At 69.5% G+C, this 24,678-nt stretch carries 13 protein-coding genes and 3 pseudogenes; 6 read left to right on the forward strand and 10 right to left on the reverse strand.

From position 1 onward, the window contains the following. Positions 1 to 405: 405 nt before the first annotated feature. Entirely contained in the window at positions 406 to 3,990 is a 3,585-nt protein-coding gene (putP, locus tag V7E45_RS01965) for a sodium/proline symporter PutP (RefSeq protein ID WP_333772287.1), read from the reverse strand. An 865-nt stretch (positions 3,991 to 4,855) separates the two neighbouring features. Next, on the reverse strand, positions 4,856 to 5,455 hold the full coding sequence (locus V7E45_RS01970) for a hypothetical protein (protein WP_333772288.1): 600 nt from the start codon (positions 5,453 to 5,455) through the stop codon (positions 4,856 to 4,858). Between the two features lie 44 nt (positions 5,456 to 5,499). Here V7E45_RS01970 and V7E45_RS01975 point away from each other — a divergent pair. The 3 genes and pseudogenes from V7E45_RS01975 to V7E45_RS01985 form a co-directional block, all read left to right on the forward strand. Next, positions 5,500 to 6,173 (forward strand): annotated as a pseudogene (locus V7E45_RS01975) (IS5 family transposase); the annotation flags it as partial. A gap of 1 nt (position 6,174) precedes the next feature. After that, positions 6,175 to 6,348 (forward strand): annotated as a pseudogene (locus tag V7E45_RS01980) (IS701 family transposase); the annotation flags it as partial. A 52-nt stretch (positions 6,349 to 6,400) separates the two neighbouring features. Continuing rightward, complete coding sequence (locus tag V7E45_RS01985) at positions 6,401 to 6,592, forward strand: hypothetical protein (protein WP_333772289.1); 192 nt, start codon at positions 6,401 to 6,403, stop codon at positions 6,590 to 6,592. A gap of 307 nt (positions 6,593 to 6,899) precedes the next feature. Here the strand turns inward: V7E45_RS01985 and V7E45_RS01990 are convergent, their stop codons facing one another. From V7E45_RS01990 to V7E45_RS02020, 7 genes are all read right to left on the reverse strand, one after another. Next, positions 6,900 to 10,037, reverse strand: coding sequence for an FG-GAP-like repeat-containing protein (locus tag V7E45_RS01990; protein WP_333772290.1), 3,138 nt, complete (start codon positions 10,035 to 10,037; stop codon positions 6,900 to 6,902). A gap of 663 nt (positions 10,038 to 10,700) precedes the next feature. Next, complete coding sequence (locus V7E45_RS01995) at positions 10,701 to 11,030, reverse strand: hypothetical protein (protein ID WP_333772291.1); 330 nt, start codon at positions 11,028 to 11,030, stop codon at positions 10,701 to 10,703. A 40-nt stretch (positions 11,031 to 11,070) separates the two neighbouring features. Next, complete coding sequence (locus V7E45_RS02000) at positions 11,071 to 11,607, reverse strand: hypothetical protein (protein WP_333772292.1); 537 nt, start codon at positions 11,605 to 11,607, stop codon at positions 11,071 to 11,073. Positions 11,608 to 11,826: 219 nt separating this feature from the next. After that, positions 11,827 to 12,828, reverse strand: coding sequence for a DUF6424 family protein (locus V7E45_RS02005; protein WP_443055903.1), 1,002 nt, complete (start codon positions 12,826 to 12,828; stop codon positions 11,827 to 11,829). 685 nt (positions 12,829 to 13,513) lie between these two features. Beyond that, positions 13,514 to 15,073, reverse strand: a complete 1,560-nt coding sequence (locus V7E45_RS02010; protein WP_333772294.1) for a hypothetical protein — start codon at positions 15,071 to 15,073, stop codon at positions 13,514 to 13,516. Positions 15,074 to 15,208: 135 nt separating this feature from the next. Then, complete coding sequence (locus V7E45_RS02015) at positions 15,209 to 17,341, reverse strand: hypothetical protein (RefSeq protein ID WP_333772295.1); 2,133 nt, start codon at positions 17,339 to 17,341, stop codon at positions 15,209 to 15,211. Between the two features lie 435 nt (positions 17,342 to 17,776). Then, positions 17,777 to 18,664, reverse strand: coding sequence for a helix-turn-helix transcriptional regulator (locus V7E45_RS02020; protein WP_333772296.1), 888 nt, complete (start codon positions 18,662 to 18,664; stop codon positions 17,777 to 17,779). Positions 18,665 to 18,789: 125 nt separating this feature from the next. On the opposite strand from V7E45_RS02020, the gene V7E45_RS02025 reads away from it, so the two are divergent. Continuing rightward, positions 18,790 to 20,175, forward strand: a complete 1,386-nt coding sequence (locus V7E45_RS02025) for an MFS transporter (protein ID WP_333772297.1) — start codon at positions 18,790 to 18,792, stop codon at positions 20,173 to 20,175. A 440-nt stretch (positions 20,176 to 20,615) separates the two neighbouring features. Further along, a pseudogene (locus V7E45_RS02030) lies at positions 20,616 to 21,389 on the forward strand (IS701 family transposase); the annotation flags it as partial. Between the two features lie 162 nt (positions 21,390 to 21,551). Here the strand turns inward: V7E45_RS02030 and V7E45_RS02035 are convergent. Beyond that, complete coding sequence (locus V7E45_RS02035) at positions 21,552 to 23,003, reverse strand: PucR family transcriptional regulator (protein ID WP_333772298.1); 1,452 nt, start codon at positions 23,001 to 23,003, stop codon at positions 21,552 to 21,554. Positions 23,004 to 23,106: 103 nt separating this feature from the next. On the opposite strand from V7E45_RS02035, the gene V7E45_RS02040 reads away from it, so the two are divergent. Then, complete coding sequence (locus V7E45_RS02040) at positions 23,107 to 24,639, forward strand: purine-cytosine permease family protein (protein ID WP_333772299.1); 1,533 nt, start codon at positions 23,107 to 23,109, stop codon at positions 24,637 to 24,639. Positions 24,640 to 24,678: the final 39 nt, after the last annotated feature.

A 24,678-nucleotide genomic window follows, 5' to 3' on the forward strand; every position in this document is an offset into this window, starting at 1 on the left:
CCGCGACGGTGGACAGAACGGACACCTGCGGTCGAGGCTGGATGCATTGCCCTGGCTGGACCCCAGCGACAGCCCGGTCCCGCTTGCGGCACCCTTGAACGAGTGCGGACGGTCCCCGCCGGAGGCGGCGGGGAGACGCCGTTCCTACATCACTGCGTCTGAGCAGAGTGCCATGTTCAGAAGGTCAGCCATGAACGCGGAGCACGCCCGATGCATCCCTTGCTCGTTTCTCTGCCTCGACTGCAGACGCAGCTGGGACGGTACGTACGACATCGACGTGATCGTGGACGAGCATGGCAGGATCGCCCCCGTCTACCACCTTGACGGGAGGCAGTCGCCTCGCTGCCCCGCCTGCCGGGGCCATCAGATCCGCGTTGAGCGGCGAAGGCCGATTCGTCCGCCGGGCTAGCTCGGCGGTCCAGCCGTAATGATCTGTTCCGTCCAAATGATCTTCCCGGTTTTCGTGTACCGAGTGCCCCACCGGCGGGCCATCTGGGCGACGATCAGCAGGCCCCGTCCCCCCTCGTCGGTGGTCCGCGCGTGGCGCAGCCGTGGAGCGGTGCTGCTGGCGTCGGACACTTCGCAGATCAGGCCGCGGTCCCTGATCAAGCGCAGGCAGACCGGTCCAGCCGCGTGGCGGATCGCGTTGGTCACCAGTTCACTGACGATGAGTTCCGTGGTGAACCTCAGATCGGGGATGCCCCACTCGGTCAGCTTCTGCGCCGCGAGGTCGCGGGCGTGCGCGACGGCAGCCGGGTCGGTGGGAAGGTCCCATGAGGCGACGCGGTCCGGGGCCAGGATGCGGGTGCGGGCGAGGAGCAGGGCCGCGTCGTCGGCGGGCGGGCCCGTCAGCAGGCTGTCGATCACTCGTCGGCCGGTCTCCGCCAGGGTGGGCAGGGGTGCCGCGACAGCATCGCCCAGCAGTGAGAGTCCGTCGTCGATGTCCCGGTCGACGGATTCGATGAGGCCGTCGGTGTAGAGGGCGATGAGGCTGCCCTCTTCCAACTCGGTCTCGATGGCCTCGAAGGGAAGGTAGCCGAGGCCGAGTGGGGGTCCGGCGGGCAGGTCCAGGACCCGGGCGGCGCCGTCCGGAGCGACGATCATCGGGGGAAGGTGACCGGCCCGAGCCATCGTGCACAGCCTGCTGACCGGGTCGTAGACGGCGTACAGGCAGGTGGCGCCCAGGAACGCGGTGCCCGTGGCCTCGCCCTCGGCCTCCATGGGGGCATCAGTGTCGTGTGCTCCCATGAGGCCGATGACCAGGTCGTCCAAATGTGCCAGCAGTTCGTCCGGGGAGAGGTCGAGATTGGCGAGCGTGCGTACGGCGACGCGCAGGCGTCCCATGGTCGCCGCCGCGTTGATTCCGTGCCCCGCCACGTCCCCGACGACCAGGGCGACGCGTGCTCCGGAGAGCGGAATGACGTCGAACCAGTCGCCGCCCACACCGCTCGGGGCATCGGCCGGTAGGTACCACGAGGCCACGGCGAGAGCGGACCCTCCGGACAGGTCTTGCGGCAACAGGTAGCGCTGCATGGAGCGGGCGGCAGTGCGCTCGCGGGTGAAGCGGCGTGCGTTGTCGATGCACACCGCCGCGCGCGAGACGAGTTCCTCGGCGAGGCGGACGTCACCGTCCTCGAAGGGGCCCAGCCGCCGTGACCGGGCGAACGTCGCCACCCCCAGGGTGACGCCGCGCGCCCGCACGGGGACCACCATGACCGAGCGGAAGTCGTAGTCCAGGAACGAGGCGCCCAGCGTCTCGTCCACGGTCACCCACGGACTGTTGGTGCGGTCAAGGATCCGTTCGACCAGGGTCCTGCTCTCGAGCAGACAGCGGGTCACGGGCGTCGCGGGCGCACGTCGGACTGTCTCCCCCACCGCCAGTGACGCCTCGGGGCAGCCCTCGCGGACCGACTGCTGGGCCGCTCGGCGAATCACGGGCGCCATGCCGATCGGCCCGGGTGTCGGCTCCTCGCCCCTGATGACCGCGTCCAGCAGGTCGACGGCGACGAAGTCGGCGACGGCCGGCACAGCATCGTCGGTCAGTTCCTGAGCGGTCCGCGTGACGTCCAGGGTGCTGCCGATGCGCGCGGCGGCGTCATTGAGCAGAGCCAGGCGTTCCTGCGCCCGCCAGCGCTCGGTAACGTCGATGATCATGTACCAGATGCCGACGTTCCGGTCGTGGCGGTCCTTCATCGCGAAGAAGGAGGCGGAGATCGCGCGGCTTCGGTCGTGCACCGTGTAGCCGGCACCGCGGTACTCGTAGTCCATCACCGGCGTGCCGGTCTGCAAGACTTCGCGCATCTTCTCCTCGAAGGCGTCAGCCTCGGCCTGTGGCAGGATCTCGGCCATCCGCCGCCCCAGCCGCCGCTTCAGCGGGATCTGGCGGTCCAGTGGCTCGTTCACCCAGACGTAGCGCAGATCCGTGTCGAGGACGGCGATGCCGACCGGTGCGTGGCTGAGGAATGGGGTGAGCATCAGCTGGCTCACCCCGCCGCCCGGCATCCGCCAGAAGGCTCGTTTCGGAGGCCGGCCGACGAACCTGCCGAAGATCAGTGCCGCGGCTGTGGCGACCAGGACGCCCGGAATCATCTCGTAGATGCCGGACCAGAAGGGGCCGTGCAGCGGCTTGACCACACGCCACAGGAGCACCGTGACCGCGCCGGACACGATCCCGGCCATGGCCCCCGCCCAGGTCATACGCGGCCAGTACAGCGACAACAGGACCACCGGGCCGAACGCGGCTCCGAAGCCCGCCCAGGCATAGCCCACAATGCCCAGCAGCCCGCCTCCCCTCAGCGCGATCAGGGAGGCCACCAGGGTCACGAGGACGACGGCGGCGCGCCCCACCCACATCAGTGCCTCGTCCGGGGCGCGCCGCTTGAGGAACGCGTGGTAGAAGTCCTCCGTGAGGGCGACCGACGACACAAGTAGCTGACTGTCCGCAGTCGAGATGATGGCGGCGAGGACCGCGATCAGCATCACACCGGCGCCCCACGGGCTGAACAGGGTCCGGCTGAGAGCGATGTACACCGTCTGCGGGTCATGGAGCGGCGTGCCGAACTGCGCGATGCCCAGCAGGCCGACGAGCGTGGCGCCGGCCAGCACCACGACCACCCAGCCGGTCTCGATACGACGGGCAGCGGGTACGGCACCGGTGCTGCGGATGCCCATGAAGCGGGCAAGGATGTGCGGCTGCCCGAAGTAGCCGAGGCCCCACGAGAGCAACGAGATGATCGCGACGGCGCCGAGCGACCCGCCGCCTCCCGACCACCGTCCGTTCGCGAAGTCGACCTTGGCGCCCATGTCCAACAGGCCGGGTGTCTTGCTGTTGAGGGAGTCACGAAGCGCTGCAAAGCCACCGAACGTCGCGATACCGACGACGGGGAGCACCAACAGGGCGAGGAACATCAGCGTGGCCTGCATGACGTGCGTCAGGCTCACGGCCAGGAAGCCGCCCAGGCACGAGTAGACGACGATCACCAGGGCGGTAAGGGCCACCCCGAGCCTGAACCCGGCACCGAAGATGTGTCCGAACAGCAGCCCGCCGGCCACCAGCCCACTGGCCACGTAGACGGTGAAGAACACCAGGGTCACCGCTGCGGAGACCATCCGGAGCATCCGTGTGCGGTCCTCGAACCGCTCCTCCAGATAGGCCGACAGGCTCACCGCGTTCCCGGCGCGCTCGGTGTAGGTACGCAGCCTCGGCGCGACGAACAGCCAGTTGAAGTAGGTGCCGAGCACCAGTCCGACCGCGATCCAGCTGGCGCCGACGCCTGCTGCGTACACGGCTCCGGGGAAGGCGAGGAACAGCCAGCCGGACATGTCGCTGGCCCCTGCGGACAGGGCGGCGACGAATGCGGGGAGCCTGCGGCCCCCCAGGGCGAAGTCGGCGAACGTGCGGGTACGGCGGTACGCCCAGACACCGGTTCCGACCATGACGGCCACGTATACGAGGAACGTGGCCACGATCGGCGCACTCAAATCGGACATACTGCCTCGCCTGCGAGGTTCATGAGCACGGGCGCCGCCGATGCGCGCCCGACAGTCGCGGCCCTCCAGGGGTAAATGTACAGATTCCGGTTATCGTCGGCGGCCGGTGCTGCCCGCGCTGTCACGGCCACTCCGTCACTCCGAGGTCGACCCTCAACATAGGCAGCCCGATCAAGAGCAGTGTCGTCGTTATGTATGCCCATGTCCGGTCGGAGTGTCACTCCATACCGTCGCCAAGGCCGTCACCTGCTGGGCACACACTGGGCCGGCGCGCATAGACGGCGGCACGGTCGCTGGAAGCGCTCGCACGGGGCGGCGCGCCTGATGCTCAGCCGCCGCTGAGCCCGGCTACCTTCTCAGGCCCCCAGCCCGGCGGTACGCCCTTCGACAACAGCCCGAGGGCCGGGTGGCCCCGGGGTCGACGGCCTTCCTCGTGGTGGCAGAGGCGCTCATGATCGCGGCGGTGCTGCTGGGGCCTCGTCGTCGAGCGCATCACCGCGTTGCAGAGCGCCGCGCTCGGCGCCCCCGTCCCCGTCACACCTCTCGCCCAGGCGTGAGGCAGTGCCCCCGTCGGTAGTCTGTGAGCGGGGAAGAGGCCCTGGGGCGCGGACGAACGCAGGGCGGTCCCCCGGCGCCTTGACTGCCGGGGGGAGCCTTAATGGAGCCGAGCCCCCATAGGGCTGCGCCGCAGACCTCCCCTGCAGTCCTGAGTCCATGGGCCAGCCTCCCTGACGCCCGTCCATCAGGTGAGCACCCGGCCAGGAAGCGCGGCCGCGGACGGGCGCGGCCCGCTCATGGCTCCGGCTGATGGTCAGCCCAGGTCCTCAGGGTGCCTCGGCGCGGGCAACCGAGGCGTGAGATGGTCTCACGGTCGTCCAGGGGCGGTCGGCTCTGGGGCGTCGGCGGCGGGTAGACGTATTGCTTGGGAGAGTGCGACAGGCTGGGCCGGTAGGAGGGGCAGCGGGTCGACGCCGTCTGTCGGCTCGCTGTTCGAGGGTTCTCCCTGGGGCTGGACCGACATGACGACGACCACCTGGTAGTCGCCGGGGTGCTTGTCCACGTCGGACCATGTGGTGCCGGGGCAGAGGCCGTCGATCGGCAGGGTCCCCGTGTACGGCCGTCGGCCGACGGGATACCCGAGGGCTCCCCTGCCGTCCGGGTCCTTTTCCGCTGCGGGCTTGTGACGGCCGACGATGACGCCTTGCTTGAGCAGGAGGGCCGTGGGCGGGACCTCACCGATCGGCAGGCTCAGCATCTGCTTCCGGTCGTCCGAGGTGATGCTGTAGCCGGTCTGCAGCTCGGAGCCCTCGCGTCGCAGGGATGTGACCTTCAGTTGCAGAGGCTCGTCGGGGCCACTGACGACGACGGGGCGTTCGACGGTGCTGCCGCAGGGCAGGGAGCGGTCCTGTTCTTTCAGTGACGGGCTGGTGGTGGTCGGGGCAGGGTGGGCCGGATCGGCGTTCACCGCGTCCGACTGGCTCCCGCATGCGGCGAGGGCGAGCAGCAGGGCGGGGACGGACTGGCGTGCAGTGGCGTGACCTGCCCGAACGGTTCGGCCCGTGGAAAACCGTCTACGAACGCCACCGCCTGTGGTCGGGCGACGGCACCTGGGAACGCCTTCTCCAGGAGGTCCAAGCTGCGGCAGATGCAGCGGGCGAGATCGACTGGGACATCTCGGTCGACTCCACCAGCGTCCGCGCTCACCAACACGCGGCCGGCGCCCGCACCGATCGGCCCCCGGCACCGTCATCAAAAGGGGCCGAAATGGTGGAGCACCAGGGCGATACAGCGTGGCAGAGCCTTCTGGGCCGCCTGGTGGAGGTGGTGCTGGAGGTGAGGCACTGGGCCGCTCGCGCGGCGGGTTCACCAGCAAGCTCCACCTGAGCGCGGACGGACGCTGCCGCCCCCTTTCCCTGATCGTCACGCCAGGTCAGCGGGCGGACTGCACCCAATTCATCGCCGTGCTGGAGAAAATCCGTGTTCCCAGACCTGGCCTGGGACGACCACGCAAGAAGCCGGACAGCCTCACTGCCGACAGGGCATACAGCAACGGCCCCGTCCGCAAGTACCTACGGCGCCGGGGCATCCGCCACACGATCCCGGAGAAGACCGACAGCCAGGCCGCCCGCCTGCGCAAGGGCTCACGCGGCGGACGGCCACCTGGCTTCGACGAAAAGCAGTACGAAGATGCGCCGGCGGATCGAGCACGACTACCGCGAACTCAAACGCGGCCTGGGCCTGCACCACTTCGAAGGCCGCACCTGGCGCGGCTGGCACCACCACGTCACCCTCGTCACCGCCGCCCAGGCATTTCTCACCCTCCGGCGGCTCGACCCAAAAGCCCAGATGCCGGCCTGACCCTCTACCAGGTCCTCGACGTCCTCGATTACCTCCCGAGGGGGACGAAGCCATGGCCAGTTGGAACCGGTACATCTCAGGCAACGCAGGGCGCTCCAGCGAGCGGCGGCAACAGGTATGCGCTGGTCACGCGCTCAAGTTTGCCGAGAAGCACGATCTGAAGCTCACCGAAGAGGTGCGGCGTGCGGCCGAGGGCAAGTGGGACGACACCACAGACAGTTCGCGCCCGCATTGCGGCGAATAGACGATAGCGCCCGAGCGGCCCGCAGGAGCTTGAGCAGCAGCCGGTGACGGAGTCCCCGGCGGGGGTCCCGACAGCCGGCCATTCCGTGGATCGAGCCTGCATGTGTCCCACCCGACACGCGGGACGGTGTCTGGGCAACCGGCGGAATGCGCTGGTCAGCAGGTACACCGGACTGTCAGAGATCATTTCCCGCGATAAGAGCGGTCGTTTCCCGCCTCGCATGTCAGGCTGCTCCGGGCTCGGCCCCGAGCACGGCGTCGCCCGGCACCCGATGATGCCGGGCCGACCGTGCGGGGCTCGGGTGTCGTCACACGACGGCCTTGTAGCCCTTCCAGCCCGTGGCGATCTTCGTGCGGCTGCCGAACGAGCCCTTGCCGTTGCCGTTGTAGCGCCACACGGTCCCGGAGGTGTCCCGGGCCACCAGGTCCGCGTGACCGTCGCCGGTGAAGTCGCCGACGCCGACGACCGCGTTGTAGGAGGAACCCCAGTCGCTGAACACCTTGACCCGGGCTCTGAAGCCGCCCGTGCTCGTGGTGTTCGCCTCATACCGCCACAGCTCGTCGGACTTGTCCTGGACGAGGAGGTCACCGCGACCGTCGCCGTTGAGGTCCCCGACGCCGACGATCTTCTTGTAGCCGGTCCAGTGGGAGGCGATCTTCGTGCGGGCGGAGAGCTTCCCGTTCTCCAGGCCCTTGAAGAGGTAGACGTCTCCGGTCGAGGACTGGCGGCCGATCAGGTCGGGACGGCCGTCGCGGTTGACGTCGCCAGGGGAGGTCAGGACGTCGTACGCGTTCCAGCCGGAGGTGCCGAGCGAGGTGTACGGCGTGGTGGGCGTCGCGGCCTTGCCGCAGGCCGGGCGGTAGGCCCGCAGAGCGGCGCCGGTGCGGACCAGCACGTCGTTGCAGTGGTCGCCGCCGAGGTCGCCGAACGGCACGAACTGGGCGGTGGACGGCCAGCCGGCTCCGGAGACCTTGCCGCCCAGCGTGCCCGTACCGGTGCCGCGCTGGATGGTCAGGGAGCCGGAGGAGCTGAGCGTGAGAACGTCACCGACCCCGTCGTTACCGGCGTAGTCGCGCGGTGCCGCGGCTCCGGCCGTCACCTTGACGTCTCCGGAGAGGGTGAGAGCGGCACCCTGGCCGTCGGCGGGCCGGGCGGTGAGGGTCCAGGTGTAGGTGCCGTTGGTGACGAGGCGGCCCGCGCTGTCCTTGCCGTCCCAGGCGGCCGTCAGCAGACCACGGGCGGCGGCGCCGGACAGCGTGCGGACGGTGACGCCGGACGCCTTCTGACGGATCGTCACCTTCCAGTCGGCGGCGGGCTTGGACAGCCACCAGGTGCCGGACCAGTGCGCGGCTCCTGAGGCGACCGTGGCGTCGACGGCCGTGAGCGGGGATGCCGGAACACCGGTCGGTACGACGTGCACGCGCTGGTCGCGGTCGGCGTAGGCCACGCCGCCGCCGAATCGGTCCACGGTCCAGCTGGTTCCGGCCTCGGTGTAGTCCCGGCCGAGGTCGGTCCAGTCGGCGAGCTTGCGGCTCGGCAGGTCGGTGTGACTGCCGTCGGCCGGCAGCCCGTTGTGCAGGTCGAGCAGCGTCAGCCCGCTGTCCGACTGGGTGCCGGGAACGCGCTCGACCAGGTATCCGTCACCGAGCAGGACCTGGCCGTCCGGGGCGGTGGAGGTGCGCTTGGTCGTGCGGTCATACAGGCCCAAGCCGTGCACATCCCCCCAGGCGTCCTCGCAGACCCAGTACACGAAGCGGCCCACGGCCTGGAGGTCGGACGGGGTGCAGCCGTTGCGAGTGGTGAAGGACTCGACGGCGGTCCCCGCGGGCAGCCGGGTGCCCGTGACCTTGCCGCCGCTCGCCGCGCCGCTCCACAGGGTGTTCCCCCACACCGCCGCAGCGACCCGGTCGCGCTTGAGCAGGACCTTGCCCGCCCCGACGGTGGCGAACTCACCGATGTACTGCTTGCCGGAGGAGGCGCCGTCGACGACGGCGTACCGCCCGGAAAGGTCCGCGAGCTGCGGGGAGTCGTCGCCGGTGTCGAGGGTCGGACCCCAGTCGGCGACGCCGTTGGTGCGGAGCATGGTCAGGCCGGACTCGGTGGCGTCGCGGCGGCCGTGGTGGCCGGTGCCGTCGGCGAACATCCGGATGCAGCGGGGCGTGGTCTCGTCGCAGAAGCCGTCCCGGCCGCTGACCAGCCCGTCCACGGTGGTCCGGGTGGGGCTCGGGGCGCCGCTCGTGGTGAGCCAGGTGCTGCGGTAGGCGCCGAGGATGGTGTTCGGCTCGTAGAGCGTGCTGTTGTCGGCCGTGCTGAGGATGCCGCTGCCGAGGGAGAGACCGTGGATCTGCGCGGGCATCGGCTGCACGGCGGTCAGGCGGCTGCGGGTGACCGAGCCGTCGGCGCCCTGGGCGACCCGGTACACGCCCCAGTCGAGGTCGCCCTGGTCGACGTGGTTCGCGGCGCCCGCCACGAGGACGGAACCGTCCGGAGCTTGGACGAGCTGATGGGCGGCCGGGTCCATGACCGTGGTCGAGGCTGTGTCCGAGCCGTCGGAGGTGAGCGCGAACAGGGGCTGGCCGCGATACTTGTTGTCGCCCGGCGCCATCGGCTCGACGCCCAGCAGTACAGAGCCGACGACGCCGTAGGTGGCCTCGTACGACAGCGAACTCGTCTCGAGGGTGCGGGGCTCCGCAGCCAGGTCGGCCCGGTCGAACACATCCGCCTTGCCGCGTCCCGGGCGCAGCCGCAAGACCGAGCCGGGGCTCAGCCGGAAGCCGGTCACCTCCCAGCCCTCCTGTGGGCTGGGACGGTCGGGCAGCGGGTCCGACGCGCCGGTGGCGAGGTCGACGATGCTCCAGTGACTGCCGTCGTCCGTCTGATAGCGCAGGATGACGGACCGTGCGTCGCCGTCCTCTACTCGGATGTCGGCGGCGCCGCCGGGAAGTCCCGTCACCGGCGTCTCCCGGACCTCGCCGTTCTCGATCCGCCGGAGCTGATAGGCGTCCGGGTTGCCGGTGACGTTGCTCGTGCTGGTGAGGACGGTGTCGCCGAAGGTGCCCTGGTACGCGTGGTACTCGGGCACGGGTACCACGACGGTGCCGCCCGAGGTGCCGGCGCCCCAGCTGAGCGTGACCTGGCCGTTCTCCTCCGAGTAGAGGGCGACGGTGTCCGATCCGTCTCCGTAGTAGCCGGGTTGGAAGGAGACATCCCCGCGGTAGGAGCCGTTGTCGATGTCGTACTGGAGCGGGACCGGCATGCGCTGTTCTAGCGCGGTGGTGGTGCCGGTGGCGTAGTCCGTCCACAAGAACCGGTCGTCGTCCTCCTGCGCCCACAGGAAACCGCTGGTCCCGGCGTTGAGTATCCGGGTGAACCGGGGGACCGCCCGCGCGGCGGCGGGCAGGACAACGCCCTGGGCGGAGGCCGTGGGCGCAGCCGGCGCCGCCACCGCAGGCGTCTGGGCGAACGGGAGGCCGAGGCTCAGCGCCGCCACGAGGACGGCCGCGGTTCGTCGTGCCGAGCGTGGGCCGAGGTTGGGTCTGTGCTGACGTGGGCCGAGTTGGGCCACCGTTCCTCCAGAGGGCAGGGGAGGCATGGGCAGGAGGTACGGCAACGCCCTGGCATCCCCTCCGGCCCCCCGGCCGCTCCCCCCACGCGTGTGCGAGGAGGCTACCAGCATGGACATGACGTTCTGATCTCGCTTCCGTGGAGCGGTCCAGTTCCCGGCGGCGTTGAGCCGGGCAAGGCCCAATGGCCGCCGCCCTGTGCGCGCTCCTGCTCGCGGCCCGCACCACGCCCGCATCGACACTGGGGCGGGCCGTAGCAGGGCCTCGGCGTCTTCACGGTTCCCGTCTCTCTCCTGCCACTTGGCCAGCTGGGCCAGGGCTCGGCCGTGGCCGGCGTCGGCGGCGGGCCGTAGCAGGGCCTCGGCGCCCTTTCGGTCCCCGGCCCTCTCCCGTAATTGGGCCAGCCGCACCAAAGGGTTGTAGTTGCCGGCGTCCGCAGCTCGCAGGCCCAGATGGTGTTCCCACTGGAGACCGTGTTTGTAGTGGGCTGCTTCGGCGAGATGGCCGAGGTCGTCGCCACTGGTGAGGTGGGTGTGGGCGGCGTGTCAGAAGGATGCGGGCGGGCAGTGGGGGTTTACGGAGGGTGCGGCCGTGCTGTTCGAGGTAGTCGGCGAGCCGGAAGAGCTGACCTGTCGGCGTCGCCTTCGGCACGGCGGTCGGCGGCGGGGTTGCGGGCGGGCGGTGCTGGGGACGATCGCGGATACGGGTGAGGGGGCTTGTTTGCCATGGACCGGTCGGGCCAGTTCGGCGTAGGCAGTCTCCGCCCAGTCCTCGTTGAGCTGCTGGTAGTCGACCTCGGCCAGGTAGTCGAGCGCGGCATCGCTCAGGAAGGCCTGGGGCAGATGCAGGCCGACTCCCAGGCGCCGGGCGTCCATGGCCGCCTCCAGGATGGCTCTGGCACCGGGTGAGCCGTCTTCATACCATCGAAGTAGCAGGGGCGCCGGCCAGATCCTGAGCCACACGGCCATGATCGTCGGCTCGGGACAGGGCATCAGCCAGCAGAGCCTCGCCCGCCTCCGCCAGGGCTTGCGCAGTGGCCAGCGCCTCCTGGTCGAAGGTGTCCGGGACCCGAATACGCCGTCCGCTGAGCAGTTCGCGGACGCGGCTGTGCGGATCGGGCCGGCCAGGTTCGGGAAGGGCGGTGTAGCGGTCGGCGTACTCCGGCCACAACGCCCCCAGGACCAGGACCGGCGCCCGCTCCTCGATGCTGAGCAGGTGGTGCACGGCGGCCGCGATGCGCTCACCACAGGCGGGATCGCCGAGGTAGTGCTGGGCTTCGTTCAGCCAGACCATCGTGCGTGGTCCGACCCTGTGCAGCTCCTCCAGCGCGGCGTCCGTCCGGGTCGGGTCGAAGGGATGCCACAACCGCCACCCTCGCGCGGCCAGCGGCTGCACGGCCTCCCAGCACGCCCGGGTCTTGGCCGTGGAGGACGTACCGACAAGCACCACCATCCGGCTGCTTCCCGAGGTCGCCTCCCGGACGGCGTCGGCCAGCACCCCATCGTGCTGTCGCGGCACATACCCCGAAAAACACCCGCCCCGGACAAGGCCGTCGGGACGGCCGGCAGCGGCCGGCAGGATACCGGTGCGTCAGTGCGTCAGTGCGTCAGTGCGTCAGTGCGTCAGTGACCCGACCCCGGTGATCCGATGACCCGGTGACCCGGTGACCCGCTAGGGGGAGCTTCGGCCGGCGTGCCGTCGTGCGGGGGGCGACAGCGGGCCGGAGGCGGTGCGCCGGCCGGGGGCGACCTGCTGGGCGAAGGCCTGCAGGGCCACGTCGCTGTTCGCCGGCAGGACGGCCATCAGGCCCCGGTCCTGGGCCTCGGCTACCGTGGGGGCGGCGGCGCTGCCTTCCGGGACGAAGGTGAGCCGGACGTGCCCGTCACCGGAGCCGCGCCGATCCACCGGCGCGACGGCGCCGTGGGTGCCGTCGGGCAAGGTCACCCACAGCTGGAAGTCGTCGTATCGGACGAAGTCGGCGCCCTTCACCGGCCAGGGGTAGTGGTGTTCCCCGGGCACGCTCGGCAGGATGCCCTGGTGGTTGCCGTGGCTCAGCGGCACGCACGAGTTGAACAGGGAGTCGGTCCACGCCTCGACCCCGTCGGCGTCCTCGATCGGCGTGCGCAGCAGGTCCTCGGCGCGCTCGTAGCCGAGGTCCGCGAGCGCGGGCAGGGTGAGCGGGAAGGCGTCGACCAGATCGGCGGCGTCCTGCCGCAGCCGGTCCACCTTCGCGGGATCGGCGCAGAACTGCATGCTCCACTCGATGCCGACCCGGGCGCGGTACATGAGCCAGCTCCGGGATCCCTTGACCCACAGACTGCCGCCGTGGTGCATCTCCCAGCGCTCGGAGTTCTTCGCCCCCTGCTGCGCGTCCACGGGCCTCGGCCCGTACGGCAGGTCAGTGTCCTCCACGGCGTGGAGGATCTTGTGGGCCGTCTCCTTGGCGGCCCGGAATTGTGACGATTCAAACCGCTTCGGATGTTCGACGAGGCGGATCTTCCACGGATGGTTCTCCGATTCGAAGCCGCCCGGCCGGGGTTCGGGGTGGCCCATGGCTGATCTCCTTGGCTCGGCCTCACGGGCCGGCCGCCGGCTCGCGGGGCGGAATCCCCCTGCGTCCATCGTGCTCCTCGCACCGGCCGGCCGCGACCCGGGCGACGCTGCTTCCCGCACAACTCATCTACCCACAACTCTTGTTGACGCTGTGTGACTTCCCATCGCGGACGGTCGTGGAAGCCGGACGCGACCGGCGCCGGCAGTCCGGTTGCGGGGCATTCCGGGCGAAGTAGCCTGGAGTTGATCGGCCCTGCCTGATCTCGAGGTAGGCGATGTTTCTCCGATTGCTGCGGCGTCGTGAGCCGCACCGGCTGGTCCTTCTCGGCAACGGCCGTCTGATCCGGGGCTTCAGCGGCGAATTCTACGACGGTCACGGTTACCAGTCCTGACTCCGGTCACGGCGAACCCTTGGAGGAAGTGCGGTGACAGAGGACGCCGATGCCCTGACAGCCATGGCGAGGACCCAAGTTCGACGAGGCGCAGTTAGGCGAAGGCGCGTGCCGTGTCGCCGGCGTCGAGGAGGGCGGGGGCGGTATCGGTGGCGGCGCTCGGCGGTCAGTTCGGTCACCACGTCCCGAACCTTCTCTGAGCCACCGCGGCGAAGGTCGCCACCCCCGGCACGTAGGTGGTGGCCGCACCGAGCCGACGAGCGAGCCCCGCGTGCCGGCACACGCAGGGACTCCCCCACCGGGTCGTCCAGTACGGCGGCGTCATCGGTGCGCGCTGTGCCGTTCGCCGCCGTTTCCTCTGCGCTCTTGGCCCCAGAGTGTCAGGAGCACTCGCGCGCCAGACACCGGGTCCTTTACCGCGTCGTGTAAAGCGTCGGGTGGGGGACGGAGTCCTTGGGGACGACCGTGATCGGGACGGGCTTGTGGATGGGGCAGCCATCGCGGATGTGAGGATCGGTGAAGCTGAAGTGGCCGCTGGCGGCGTCGACGGCGTAGAAGTCGGTCAGGTTCGGGATGCGCGCGGCCACATCGGCGGTGCTGGGGACCAGAGCCTGGGTCCCCTGCCTGGCCGGCTTGGGCTGCGCCGATCCGCCGGGGGCGCTGTCCAGGGCGAACCTGGTCGCGTAGACGGCGGTGAGGAACGCGTCGTGGTTCAGGATCGCGTAGCCGGTGACCAGTTCGTCCGGGTCGAATTTGAGGGACAGGTACGCCTGGTGGAAGGGCTTGAATCCGGCCGGTGTTCCGACGGTGTTCCGGATCCAGGACGCGGAATCGGTCGCGGAGGCGTCCACGATGGTGATGCCGTGGGCGCTGAGATAGTCAGGGAACTTTTTGTCCTGGCCTGCGCCCCAGAGTCCGGTCGAGCAGGTGAAAACGATGATGGGGCCGTCGGATGCGCAGACGCGTCCGGCGAGTGCTCTTGCCAGGGCGGGCAGGTCGCGGCTGCGTCCGGCGTAGAAGATGGACTTGGCGTGAGTGCCACAGACGTTGGTGACGGCCGCCCTGAAATCCTGCTCGGTCCCGTCATCTGTTGCGATGGTCTTGCCGATGAACGAGACGCGCCGCCCGTCGATCTGCTTCCTGAACTGGGACTCCATGCCCTCGGCCAGGGTCCTGGAGAAATTGTCGTTCTTGCTGTCGAAGACCAGGTAACCCTTCTCCAGTTCGGGACGTTTTTGGGCGAGGAGGCTGAATTCCGCCTTCAGCGCCTTGGCGGAGTCCTCGTTGGAAGGGGAGATCTTGTAGAAGGAGGCAGCCTTCATGTCCGTCGCGGAGATCACTCCGCCGATGGTCGGAATGTGCCGGTCGGAGAGTGCCTGTGCGGCGTCCCTGGTGGCCTTGACGCTGATGCCGAGTCCGGTGACGGCGACGAGCGGATGGTCCCCGCCCGTCATCCCGGCGAGCTGGTCGACGACCTTGTTCCAGTGGGTCTCGTTCCTGCCCTCACTGGCAAGAACGAGCTGGAAGTTCGGGCGGTGGCTGCCCGCGATGTCGACCCGCTGGTTGTTCGGAAGACCTGGGCACTCATTGGCGCGGCACTGAGCCGTGTAGGCGCCTTCGAGGCTCGCCCTGATCTGGTCGATGGGCAGGGCGGTCGAGTCGTCTCCCTGCATCGGCGTCAGGAGCGCGACCTTCACGTAGGGCACATGGTCGGGACCGTCCCAGAGGGCGGCGACCCGTCGGTTCTCCTTGGCGATCTTCGCGACGATGCTCGTCAGTTGGTGGTCCGGCCGGCCCTTGGCGTCGAGTTGGTCGTCGAAGGGGTACGCCGCGGTCTCCATGACCCCGACGCATTCACGGTCGCTGTCCGGGCCCACCCAGTGAAGCCCCGGAGTGTTCGTGGCGCAGAGATTGTCCGACCGCGTCACGAAGTACACCGCGACACCGATGACCATCACGAGCACCGTCGTCATCGCGATGTACTTGGGGCGTTTCCACCAGGGTGGAACCGGAGTGATGGATCCACTCGGAACGAAATCCGGCTCGGGGCGAAAGGGCATGGTCGTGCCTCCTGCGTGGTTCAGGGAACAACAAGCCGACGGAGCGGGTCAGTTGAATTTTTCGGCCTCTACCGAGAGGCTCCCGTGGCCCGAACGGTCGGCGACCGCTGTGAAGCCGTCCGCGATGAGATTCCTCAGAGAGTGCGGTCCGGCGACCGGGATTCTGTTGCGGGCGTCGCCCGCGAGGCACAGTGCGGACACGAGCAGCGCGAGAGCGTACTTCAGAGAATCGGGCCGGAACCCGGTAGTCTCGGCCAGTGTCCGGGCTCGCGTCGACGCCGTCTCCCCCGCCGTCGAATACCGCAGCGGCGCGCCGGTGATCGTGTACAGCTCTCGCATCCACTCGTCGAGAGCCACGGGCTGAGCGATCAGACCAGCGGCCAGGTGGTCGACGACGGGTTTCACCTGCTCCTGCGCAAGTGCGTGGTACTGCACGTCCAGCGTCCGACGGTTGTCTGTCGCCTTCTGCTGCAAATACGTATGGACACTGTCCCAGCTGTCCAGACCGGCAGGCATATGTGCGGTGCCTGGCCGTGCGTCCGCAAGCCGGGTCAGGAGCAACAGCCGCAGCCATGGGTGCAGCACGCGCCCACGAGCGGCGGCCGCGCCGGGGCCGCCCGCTCCTCCGGGACCGCGGACTCCACCGCGGGCAGCCGCGTCCTGCGCTTCCGCGTCGACGACCCACAGGCGCGGCTCGAGCGCTCGCGGAAGTCCGTGACGGAACTCGGGAGAGAAGGAGTTCAGCAGGCCCGAATCCCAGGCCGTGGGGTAGTCCCTTGCTGCCGCCCACAAGGTCAGCGCCGCCTGCTGTTCGTCGTCAAAAACGTCGCGCATCAGATGCGCGAGAGCCGCCTCGGCGGTCACTCCGGTCGGTGCCGGGCCGGGATCGCCCCCGGGTGGGCGCAGCAGGCTGCGGGTCACTTCGGTGAGGGTCCAGCGGGCGGTCGCCTCGCCGGCCACGGCTCCGAGGAGCAGGGCGGCGCCCTGCGCGTGGCCGCCGGTAAGGCCGTGGACGAGGGCGGGAATGTCGGGGAGTTGACCCCTGACGACCGGTTTCATGTCCTCCACGACGTCGGGCCCGAGGTCTCGCAGGCGAACGCAGTAGAAGTCCCACTCCGTCTGGTCCAGCGGTTTGCCCCGCAGAGGGAACCAGTTGTCGAACGACGCCTCGTCCGACCACCGCATCTGCACTCTCTCGAAATCCTGCGACGAGGGACCGGGAACGGCGTTGGAGTCCGACGCCGTCCCGAAGACGACGAGAGGGTCGGCGACGGTGCGGTCCTCCGCCCGTATCCCGGCCAGCAGATCGAGGAAGTAGCGGCCGCCGGGGTGGTCGACGTCGTCGAGCAGGGCCGCGGGTCGTGTGGTGTCGTACGCGCGTGGATACGCTGCCCGCAGGTCCGCGAGGAACGCCTTGATCATGGTCACTTCGACGTGTTCCTGGTCCTCCTCGAAGTCGCTCCGGCTGCGGTCGTGCAGCATCCTGAGTTCCGAGAAGGGGTCCCCGCCGTTCCCGTACCAGGTGAGCGGGGACCATCTCGTCAGCGGAACCGGGACCAGCGGGGCCAGCCGCAGCGCACTGTTGATGGCGCCCAGGAAGGGGACCGTGGAGAAGAAGACCCGGATGAGGGTTTCGACGAGTTCGCTGATTCCGGGGACGCGCGCGTCCAGTTCGCGGGGCTTGAGCAGCGCGGTCCGCAGTTGCCGTTCCGCGGCCCTGGCGTCCAGGGGCAGGGCATCGAGGGCCAGAGTGACCAAGCCGATCGCGAGCCGTGGGAAGTACAGCCGTGGAAGTCTGGGAACCGGACGGCACAGCTCTCCGGCAAGCTTGGCGACGATGTCACGAGGCTTCATGTCGCCGATGGCGGGCAGTCGGACGAGAGCGGTGGGGCGCTCCTTGCCGCTGTCGGCGAGCCGGCGCAGAAGATGGCTCTTCCCGCTGCCGCGCGATCCGAGGAGAAGGACGACGGGCAGGTCCCGTTCGGGAAGGGTGCGCGGGGTGGGCCGCTGATAGGGCACGCTTCGAAACTGGTCGAACAGCGCCTTCGCGCCGGTGCGTTGTGGCGCGTGGTGTTGCTGCACATGATGTTGCCGCACGTTCTGTTGTTCCCCCGGTTCGCGAACTGTCCGGTGCTGCTGCCTGGGCAGACGATCTCTGCCCAATCCGCAGTCGCCGTGCACCGCCCAACCACATTGGGCGGCAAGGGATTTGGGAGTTGGGGGGAAACGCCCAAGTCCTGTGCGGGACGCGTGGTTGGTCGCTAAGGTACCCGTGCTTCGATCAGCGGTCGGGGGGCGGGGCAGCGTGCGGGAGAGGTGCGGCGGCCGGAGGCCGGTCCTGTTCGCCGCCGGCCGCCGCCGAACGCTACGGCCGGCCGGCGAACGCCCGAAGGCCGGCGGCGGTCGGGCGGACTGAGAACTCCGAACGGGAGCCGGGTCCTATCCTCGGGCGGTACCCCCACTCAGCCGCCGGATCGACGCACCAGGAACGGTCGCTCCGCGGTCGTGGCAGGCCACGGTCAGCGGCTGCGTTCGCTCATCGGCCGCCCGTTGACTCATGCCTGGCTGGTCTGGGACGTTCAGGACAGCGAGTGGTTCTCCGACTGCCCAGTCCTGCTAGCTGTTCTGTCTCCGAGAGGGTGAGACGGGCGCCGTCTCGCCGGATCCGACGGACGGGCCGGAGGCGAGGTCGAGGAGCGTCATCTTGTCGTGGTCCGGGCTGCCCGTCGGCGCCATGTAGATGATGAGGCGCTGGCCTTGTGCCCGGTTGAGGGACAGCCCTTCGTGCGAGAGCGTCATCGTGCCGACCTCCGGGTGTCGGAGCATCTTCTCGCCGTCGCCGATCGTGTGCACCTCGTACCGCTCCCAGAGCCGGTTGAAGTCGGGGCTCTTGACGATTAGCTCACCTACGAGTGCGGCGAGATCCGGGGCATCCGGATCGCTGCCGGCGATCGCCCGCAACTGGGCGACGCACCCCTTGGCCTTCTGTTCCCAGTCCACCCACAGCTCGCGGGCAGCTGGGTGCAGGAAGATGTACCGTACGGTGTTCCGCTGCCGCTCCGGCCAGTCGGCGATGCCGTGGAGCAGCCGCAGCCCGCCGGGATTGGCCGCCAGCAGGTCGTTGGTGCGGCTCACGACGTACGCCGGGTTAGGCCGGAGCGTCTCCAGAAGCTGCGTGACGGTCGGACGGACCCGCCGTGACGGCAGGGGACGGGGCTCGGGTGCACGCCGCGCCGCGCGCACCGCCAGCTCGTGCAGGAAGCCGCTCTCCTCCTGGCTGAGGCGGAGCGCGTCGGCCAGCGCCTCGACCACGGAGGGGCTCGGATGGGTCTCCTTGCCGCGTTCCAGACGTATGTAGTAGTCGATGCTCACCCCGGCCAGCGCCGCCACCTCCTCCCGGCGCAGACCCGGCGTACGGCGCGTGCCGGTTCCGGCGGGCAGCCCGACGTCTGCCGGGCGTACGTCGCCACGGCGAGCCCGCAGGAACTTCCCGAACTCGGTCATGCCGTCATTCTGCCAGCGTGTGATCAGGGGTCCAGCCCGAAGCCTGGCCCTGTTGCACCCACCTCTGGCGCACCCCGGAAGATCACGGTCTGCCTCGCCCTCGCGAGCCTCACCAGCCTGGACGGATGACCACACTTGAACCAGCCCGCCCTTCACAGGACGCCCGGCAACGCACGGCCGCACCGAAGCTGATCCTGGCGACCACGTTCATGGGCATCTTTCTGCTCAACCTCAACACCATGGCGATGAACGTGGCGCTGCCCGGGATCGGGCGGAACTTCGGCGGCAGCACGGCGGGACTGCAATGGATCGTGGACGCCTACACGCTGATGTTCGCCGCACTCCTGCTTTCCGCGGGCGCGCTCTCCGACCGCATAGGGGCGAGCCGCGCGTTCGGCGCCGGCGTCGCGGTCTTCACGGTCGCCTCGGCGGCCTGCGGACTGGCGCCGGGGCTGGGCGAGCTGATCGCCGCCCGCCTGATCCAGGGGAGCGCGGCGGCGATCATGCTGCCCTCCTCGCTGGCCCTCGTCCGGCAGGCCTTCCCGGATGCGGCCGAACGGACACGGGCCATCGCACTGTGGACCGTTGGCGGAGCCGTCGCGGTTGCCGCCGGCCCGGTGGCCGGCGGGGTGCTGTCCAGCACTCTGAGCTGGCGGGCGATCTTCGTCGTCAACCTGCCCGTCGGCATCGCCACCCTCGCGGTGTTGACCCGCGCGGAGCGCTCGCCGCGCCGTGCCGCGCCGCTCGATCCGTACGGCCAGCTCACGGCGATCGTCGCGCTCGCGGCGCTCACCTCCGCGGTGATCGACGGAGGGGAGAACGGCTTCGGCGAGCCCGTGGTGCTGGGCTGCCTGGGGCTCGCCGCAGTGGCGGCGGCCACGTTCATCATGATCGAGGCACGTACCGTCGCGCCGTTGGTCCCGCTCGACCTCTTCCGTTCGCGCACGGTGACGGTTTCGGTCGCGATCGGCTTCGTCGTCAATGCCGCGTTCTACGGGCTGGTGTTCGTGCTGAGCCTGTTCTTTCAGGACGTTCTGAACCTGTCCGTCATGGCCGCGGGGCTGATGTTCCTACCGATGATGGCCGTGATCGCCGGAGCCAACCTGGCCTCGGCCAGGGCTGCGGCACGCTTTGGGCCGCGGATGCCGATCGCCATGGGACAAGCGATCTTCGCGCTGGCGATGTTCGGCCTGCTCTGGATCGACGAGGGCACCAGCAGACCAGTGATCGCGGCGATGCTCATCCCGGTCGGCCTCGGCCTAGGTTTCTTCGTACCTTCCCTGACCGCCATCCTGCTGAACGACATCGCCGCAGATCGGGCCGGAATGGCCGCCGGGATCCTGAACTCCTTCCGGCAGACGGGCGGCGCGCTCGCCGTGGCCGTCTTCGGAGCCTTGGTCGCGGACCGGGGTGAGTTCATTGTGGGTCTGCGGGTCGCCTTGTGCGTCGCGGCTGTGATGCTGATAGCCACCACGGCCGCGGCCCTCATGCTGCCGCGCGGCCGTAGCTGACGGGATGGTGACGGGGATGTCTGGCGCGGGGCCCGGTAATGAACTCAGCCTAGGGAGCCGGGCGGCGCACGGCGTTAGCCTCGATGTTTCGTGACGGGGCGCGTGAGCAGCATCAGGTAACGATCTACGGTCGGCGGCCCCGTTGCCGGCCAGGGCGAGGAGCAGGACCCACCACACCGAGATCGCTGGCATCCTCCACCCCTGTCTGCCGTGCGCCAGCTCGCCACCGCGCCCGTGTTTGCCCCGCTGACGACGGGGGGAATCGAGCATGCCAATGATGGAGCCGGCCCACCGCCGGCCCTTCCTGGATCGGGAGATCCATCGGCGGCCTCGGTTTCGACACAGGTTCGCGGACGGCGTCCCGCTCAACCGTAGGGAGCTGCCCCTAGTACTCCAGTCAGAAATCGTTGCCTGAGCTGGTCGGTTTCGTTGTGCAGGTCATGGTGGGGACGGATGAAGCTGGTTTGGGGGCTAGGGAGTTGGAACTGGTCTTTGCGCGGGTTGCGGGCCGGTTCTCAAGGGTGGACCTGCGGCGGCGGATGCGGGACTACGTGCGTGGTCTGCTGGCTCCGCTGGAGAGAAAGAACGGCCGGCAGCTTGCCGAGTACGCAGGTCACCGTGGGCCGGCAGGCTTCCAGCATCTGCTGAACGGTGCGGCCGGGGACGTCGACGCGGTCCGGGACGACGTGCAGCACTACGTCGCCGAGCGCCTCGGCACCCCGGACGGGGTCCTGATCGTGGACGACACCGGCTTCCTGGAGAAGGGCACCGCGTCCGCCGGGGTGCAAAGGCAGTACTCGGGAACGGCCGACCGGACGGAGAACTGCCAGATCGGTGTATTCGCCGCCTACGCGTCGGCCAAAGGCAGGGCACTGGTGGACCGGGAGCTGTATCCGCCCAAGTCCTGGACCTCGGATGCGGACCGGTGCCGGGCGGCGAAAGTCCCTGACAGCCGCGCCTTCGCGACCAAGGGCGAGCTGGCCCGCGCGATGATCCTGCGGGCCCTGGCCTCACCCCTGCCGATCGCCTGGGTGACGGGCGATTGCGCCTACGGACAGGAATGGCGCATGCGCCGCACCCGGGAAGAAGCCGGTGTCGGCTACGTTCTGGCCGTGCCGAAGTCACAGCATCTGCACGCTCCCTTCGGCCGTATCGACCCGGCCATCGCCGATGCCCCCGGCGAGGCATGGGAACGCCACTCCTGCGGCGACGGTGTCCGATTGACCGTGATCGCCACAGCGGGATCATGCCATCCACCTGGCACGACACCTCACCCGCTATCACGCACCAACTCGTAAGGCGGCCATCACACCCACCATCCATCCCCAGCACACCGAACACCCAACCCGAGGACCACTCCCCCCATCCGGGCTTGTTCAGTCGGTGAGGCCCAGCGCCCCCGCTGCCTGAATCGCCAGCCAGACCTCGGCCAGGGCCTCCGTCGATGTCAGATCGCGGTCGGCAAGAGCACCGAAACGGCGCAGCCGGTAGGCCAGGGTGTTGGGATGGATGTGGAGCGCCGCCGCGGCCGTCTCGGTACGGCGGTCGCGTTCCATCCACGTGCGGGCGGAGACGAGCAACCGCGAATCATGGGCCTCGTCATAGCGCAGCACCTCGCCGAGCACATGCTCGACCAGCGCGGCCAGGGCAGCGGGGTCGTCCGGCAACCACCGACCCGTCGAGTCATCGCCGTAATGGACGACGGGGCGGCCCGACTCCACGGCCTTGGCCACCGCCCACAGCGCCTCGCGCTGGGCGACCTTCAGCGCGGCGCCCGGCAGGAAGGGGCGGCTGATCCCGGCTGCGACGGCGGGCAACCCACCCATGGCCGCTGCCAGTTCCGGTGCCCCCAGGACGTAGCGGTCCTCCCCCCGGGTGAGCAGCAGATGGGGTTGGTCCTGCAGACAGGACAGCAGCGCCGCGTCGGTGGTGTGGCGCACCACGAGGAGTACGGTGTCCCCCTCGATCGCATGCCGGGCGAGCCGGCGGCGCGCCGCCTCCGGGTCGAGCACCTCCTGCAGTAGTTCGGCCAGTGTCTCCGCGCCCTCGCGGCGCAGCGTCTCGCGCTCGTTGCGTACCATCGCCAGCCGCAGCGCCGCCACCGTGGCGATGTGTTGGACGACGGCGAGTCCCGCGGGCTGGGCGCCCTGACGCTCGTATGCGACCAGAAAGCCCGCCGGGCCGCCGGGCGCGGGCACCGGGAGGACGAATCCGCCGGGGATCGTCGGCGGGGCGTCGGTGGAAGCGGGCAGGACAGCGGGATCCGGCACGGGAACGCCGGGCAGGAGCGGGTGGCCCTGCGGTGTACAGAGATAGACGTCGTAACCCGACAGGCCTTCGAGACGGCGGAGAAGTGTCGGCGTGTCGAGATCCTCGGCGACCAGCCAGCGCAGCGCGCCGAAGACCTGGAGCTGCGCGCCCAGCCGGTGCCGAGCGTCCTCCTGGGCCGCGGCCGCGACTTCCTGGGCGACCGCGATGAACGGGACGGCGAGCGGCACTTCGAGGACCGGGAAGCCCCGCTCCTCCGCCGCCTGGAAGAACGCATCGTGCAGCGGGGGCATGTGCAGCTGCGCGGAGAGGGCGAGAGCGGATACCCCGGCGTCGTCCAGCCGCTCCAGGTAGGCGCGCTGACCGGCCGCAGTACGGGGGACCGCCAGACCCGCCGTCATGATCACCTCGGCGCCCAGGAGCCAGGGCGTCGGATCGGCGAGCTCGCTTGCGTGCGCCCAGGAGACGGACCGGTCCAGACCGGCGCTGCCGGCCTTCACGGAGAGCTGGAGCGCCGGGAAGGAGAGCAGATCGCCGACGGTGAGTTTGTTGTTCGCCACACAAAACAGCGTACGGCTCTGTGGCAAACACAATTGTCGCTGGTCATCCGCAGGCCCCACACTGTGCACCCTCGCCCCTGCATGACCGGAAGGTGAAGCACCTATGACGACCTCGGTAACCGAGATAGAGACCTATGGTGTCGAGCGGATCCCGGACCAGGACCGTTCAGCCCGCCCGATCGATCTGTTCCGGCTCGCCTTCGGCGGTGCCAACACTTTCGCGACCTGTGTGCTGGGCGCCTTCCCGATCCTTTTCGGCCTCTCCTTCTGGCAGGGTCTCGCGGCGACCGTCCTCGGTCTCGTGGCGGGTGCGCTTCTACTGGCCCCGATGGCGCTGTTCGGCCCCGCCAACGGCACGAACAACGCTGTCTCCTCCTCCGCGCACCTGGGCGTGCACGGCCGGGTCGTCGGCTCGTTCCTCTCCCTGCTCACCGCCATCGCGTTCTTCTCGATCTCGGTGTGGTCCTCGGGGGACGCGCTCGTCGGCGGCGCGCACCGGCTCGTCCACGTCCCCGAGTCGGACGTGACCTACGGCATCGCGTACGCGATCTTCGCCGGGCTCGTCCTGGTCGTCTGCATCTACGGATTCCGGTTCATGCTGCTGGTCAACAAGATCGCGGTGCTGGCGGCGTCGGCCCTCTTCGTGCTCGGCGCCTTCGCCTTCGCGGGCGACTTCGACCCCGGTTACGCAGGAGCCTTCGCCTCCACGGCCGACCCGCTGTTCTGGCCTTCGTTCATCGGCTCCGCGCTGATCGTGCTCTCCAACCCGGTTTCCTTCGGCGCGTTCCTCGGTGACTGGTCCCGCTACATCCCGGCCGGGGCTCCGCGCCGCCGGGTGATGGGGGCCGCGTTCCTCGCCCAGATCGCCACCCTGCTGCCGTTCCTCTTCGGCCTGGCCACCGCGTCGATCATCGCATCGAAGGCCGAGAGATACGTCGACCCTGCCGCCCCCAACTACGTGGGCGGACTGCTCGCGATCTCACCGGGCTGGTACTTCCTGCCGCTCTGCCTGATCGCCCTGATCGGCGGCCTCTCCACCGGCACGACGTCCCTGTACGGCACGGGGCTCGACTTCTCCAGCGTCTTTACGCGCTTCAGCCGCGTCCAGGCGACCTTCTTCATCGGTGCCCTGTCCATCGCGTTCATCTTCGCCGGCCGCTTCGCGCTCAACCTCGCGCAGTCCATCTCCACCTTCGCCACGCTGATCATCACCTGCACCGCACCGTGGATGATCGTCATGACGCTCGGCTATGTCACCCGGCGCGGCTGGTACGACGCGGAGGCACTGCAGGTCTTCAACCGCCGCCAACGCGGCGGCCGCTACTGGTTCACGCACGGCTGGAACTGGCGCGGCATGTCCACCTGGCTCGTCTCCGCCGTCGTGGCGCTCCTCTTCACCAACCTGCCCGGCCAGTTCGTCGGCCCGCTCGGCGATCTCGCGGGCGGCACGGACATCTCGCTGCTGGTCGGCCTCACGCTCGCGATCGTGCTGTACCTCGCCCTGCTCGCCGTGTTCCCCGAACCGCGCGCCGTGTACGGACCGGCCGGACCCCGATTCGTGCGGGCGTCGGATGCCCCGGTGCCGCCGATCACCGGCACCGAGGAGACCGTCACCGAGCCCGCCGTGGCCCGCTGAGGCCTTGCCGTCACTTACCGTAACCGAACGCCTGGCGTT

It is taken from the genome of Streptomyces sp. IBSBF 3136 (assembly GCF_036815105.1).
Classification (GTDB): Bacteria; Actinomycetota; Actinomycetes; order Streptomycetales; family Streptomycetaceae; genus Streptomyces.

Excerpts from the sequence above, each read along its gene's own strand:
- putP (WP_333772287.1), bottom strand. The coding sequence starts at position 3,990 with ATGTCCGATTTGAGTGCGCCGATCGTGGCCACGTTCCTCGTATACGTG.
- V7E45_RS01985 (WP_333772289.1), top strand. The coding sequence starts at position 6,401 with ATGGCCAGTTGGAACCGGTACATCTCAGGCAACGCAGGGCGCTCCAGC.
- V7E45_RS01995 (WP_333772291.1), bottom strand. The coding sequence starts at position 11,030 with ATGGACGCCCGGCGCCTGGGAGTCGGCCTGCATCTGCCCCAGGCCTTC.
- V7E45_RS02000 (WP_333772292.1), bottom strand. The coding sequence starts at position 11,607 with ATGGTGGTGCTTGTCGGTACGTCCTCCACGGCCAAGACCCGGGCGTGC.
- V7E45_RS02010 (WP_333772294.1), bottom strand. The coding sequence starts at position 15,073 with ATGACGACGGTGCTCGTGATGGTCATCGGTGTCGCGGTGTACTTCGTG.
- V7E45_RS02020 (WP_333772296.1), bottom strand. The coding sequence starts at position 18,664 with ATGACCGAGTTCGGGAAGTTCCTGCGGGCTCGCCGTGGCGACGTACGC.
- V7E45_RS02025 (WP_333772297.1), top strand. The coding sequence starts at position 18,790 with ATGACCACACTTGAACCAGCCCGCCCTTCACAGGACGCCCGGCAACGC.
- V7E45_RS02040 (WP_333772299.1), top strand. The coding sequence starts at position 23,107 with ATGACGACCTCGGTAACCGAGATAGAGACCTATGGTGTCGAGCGGATC.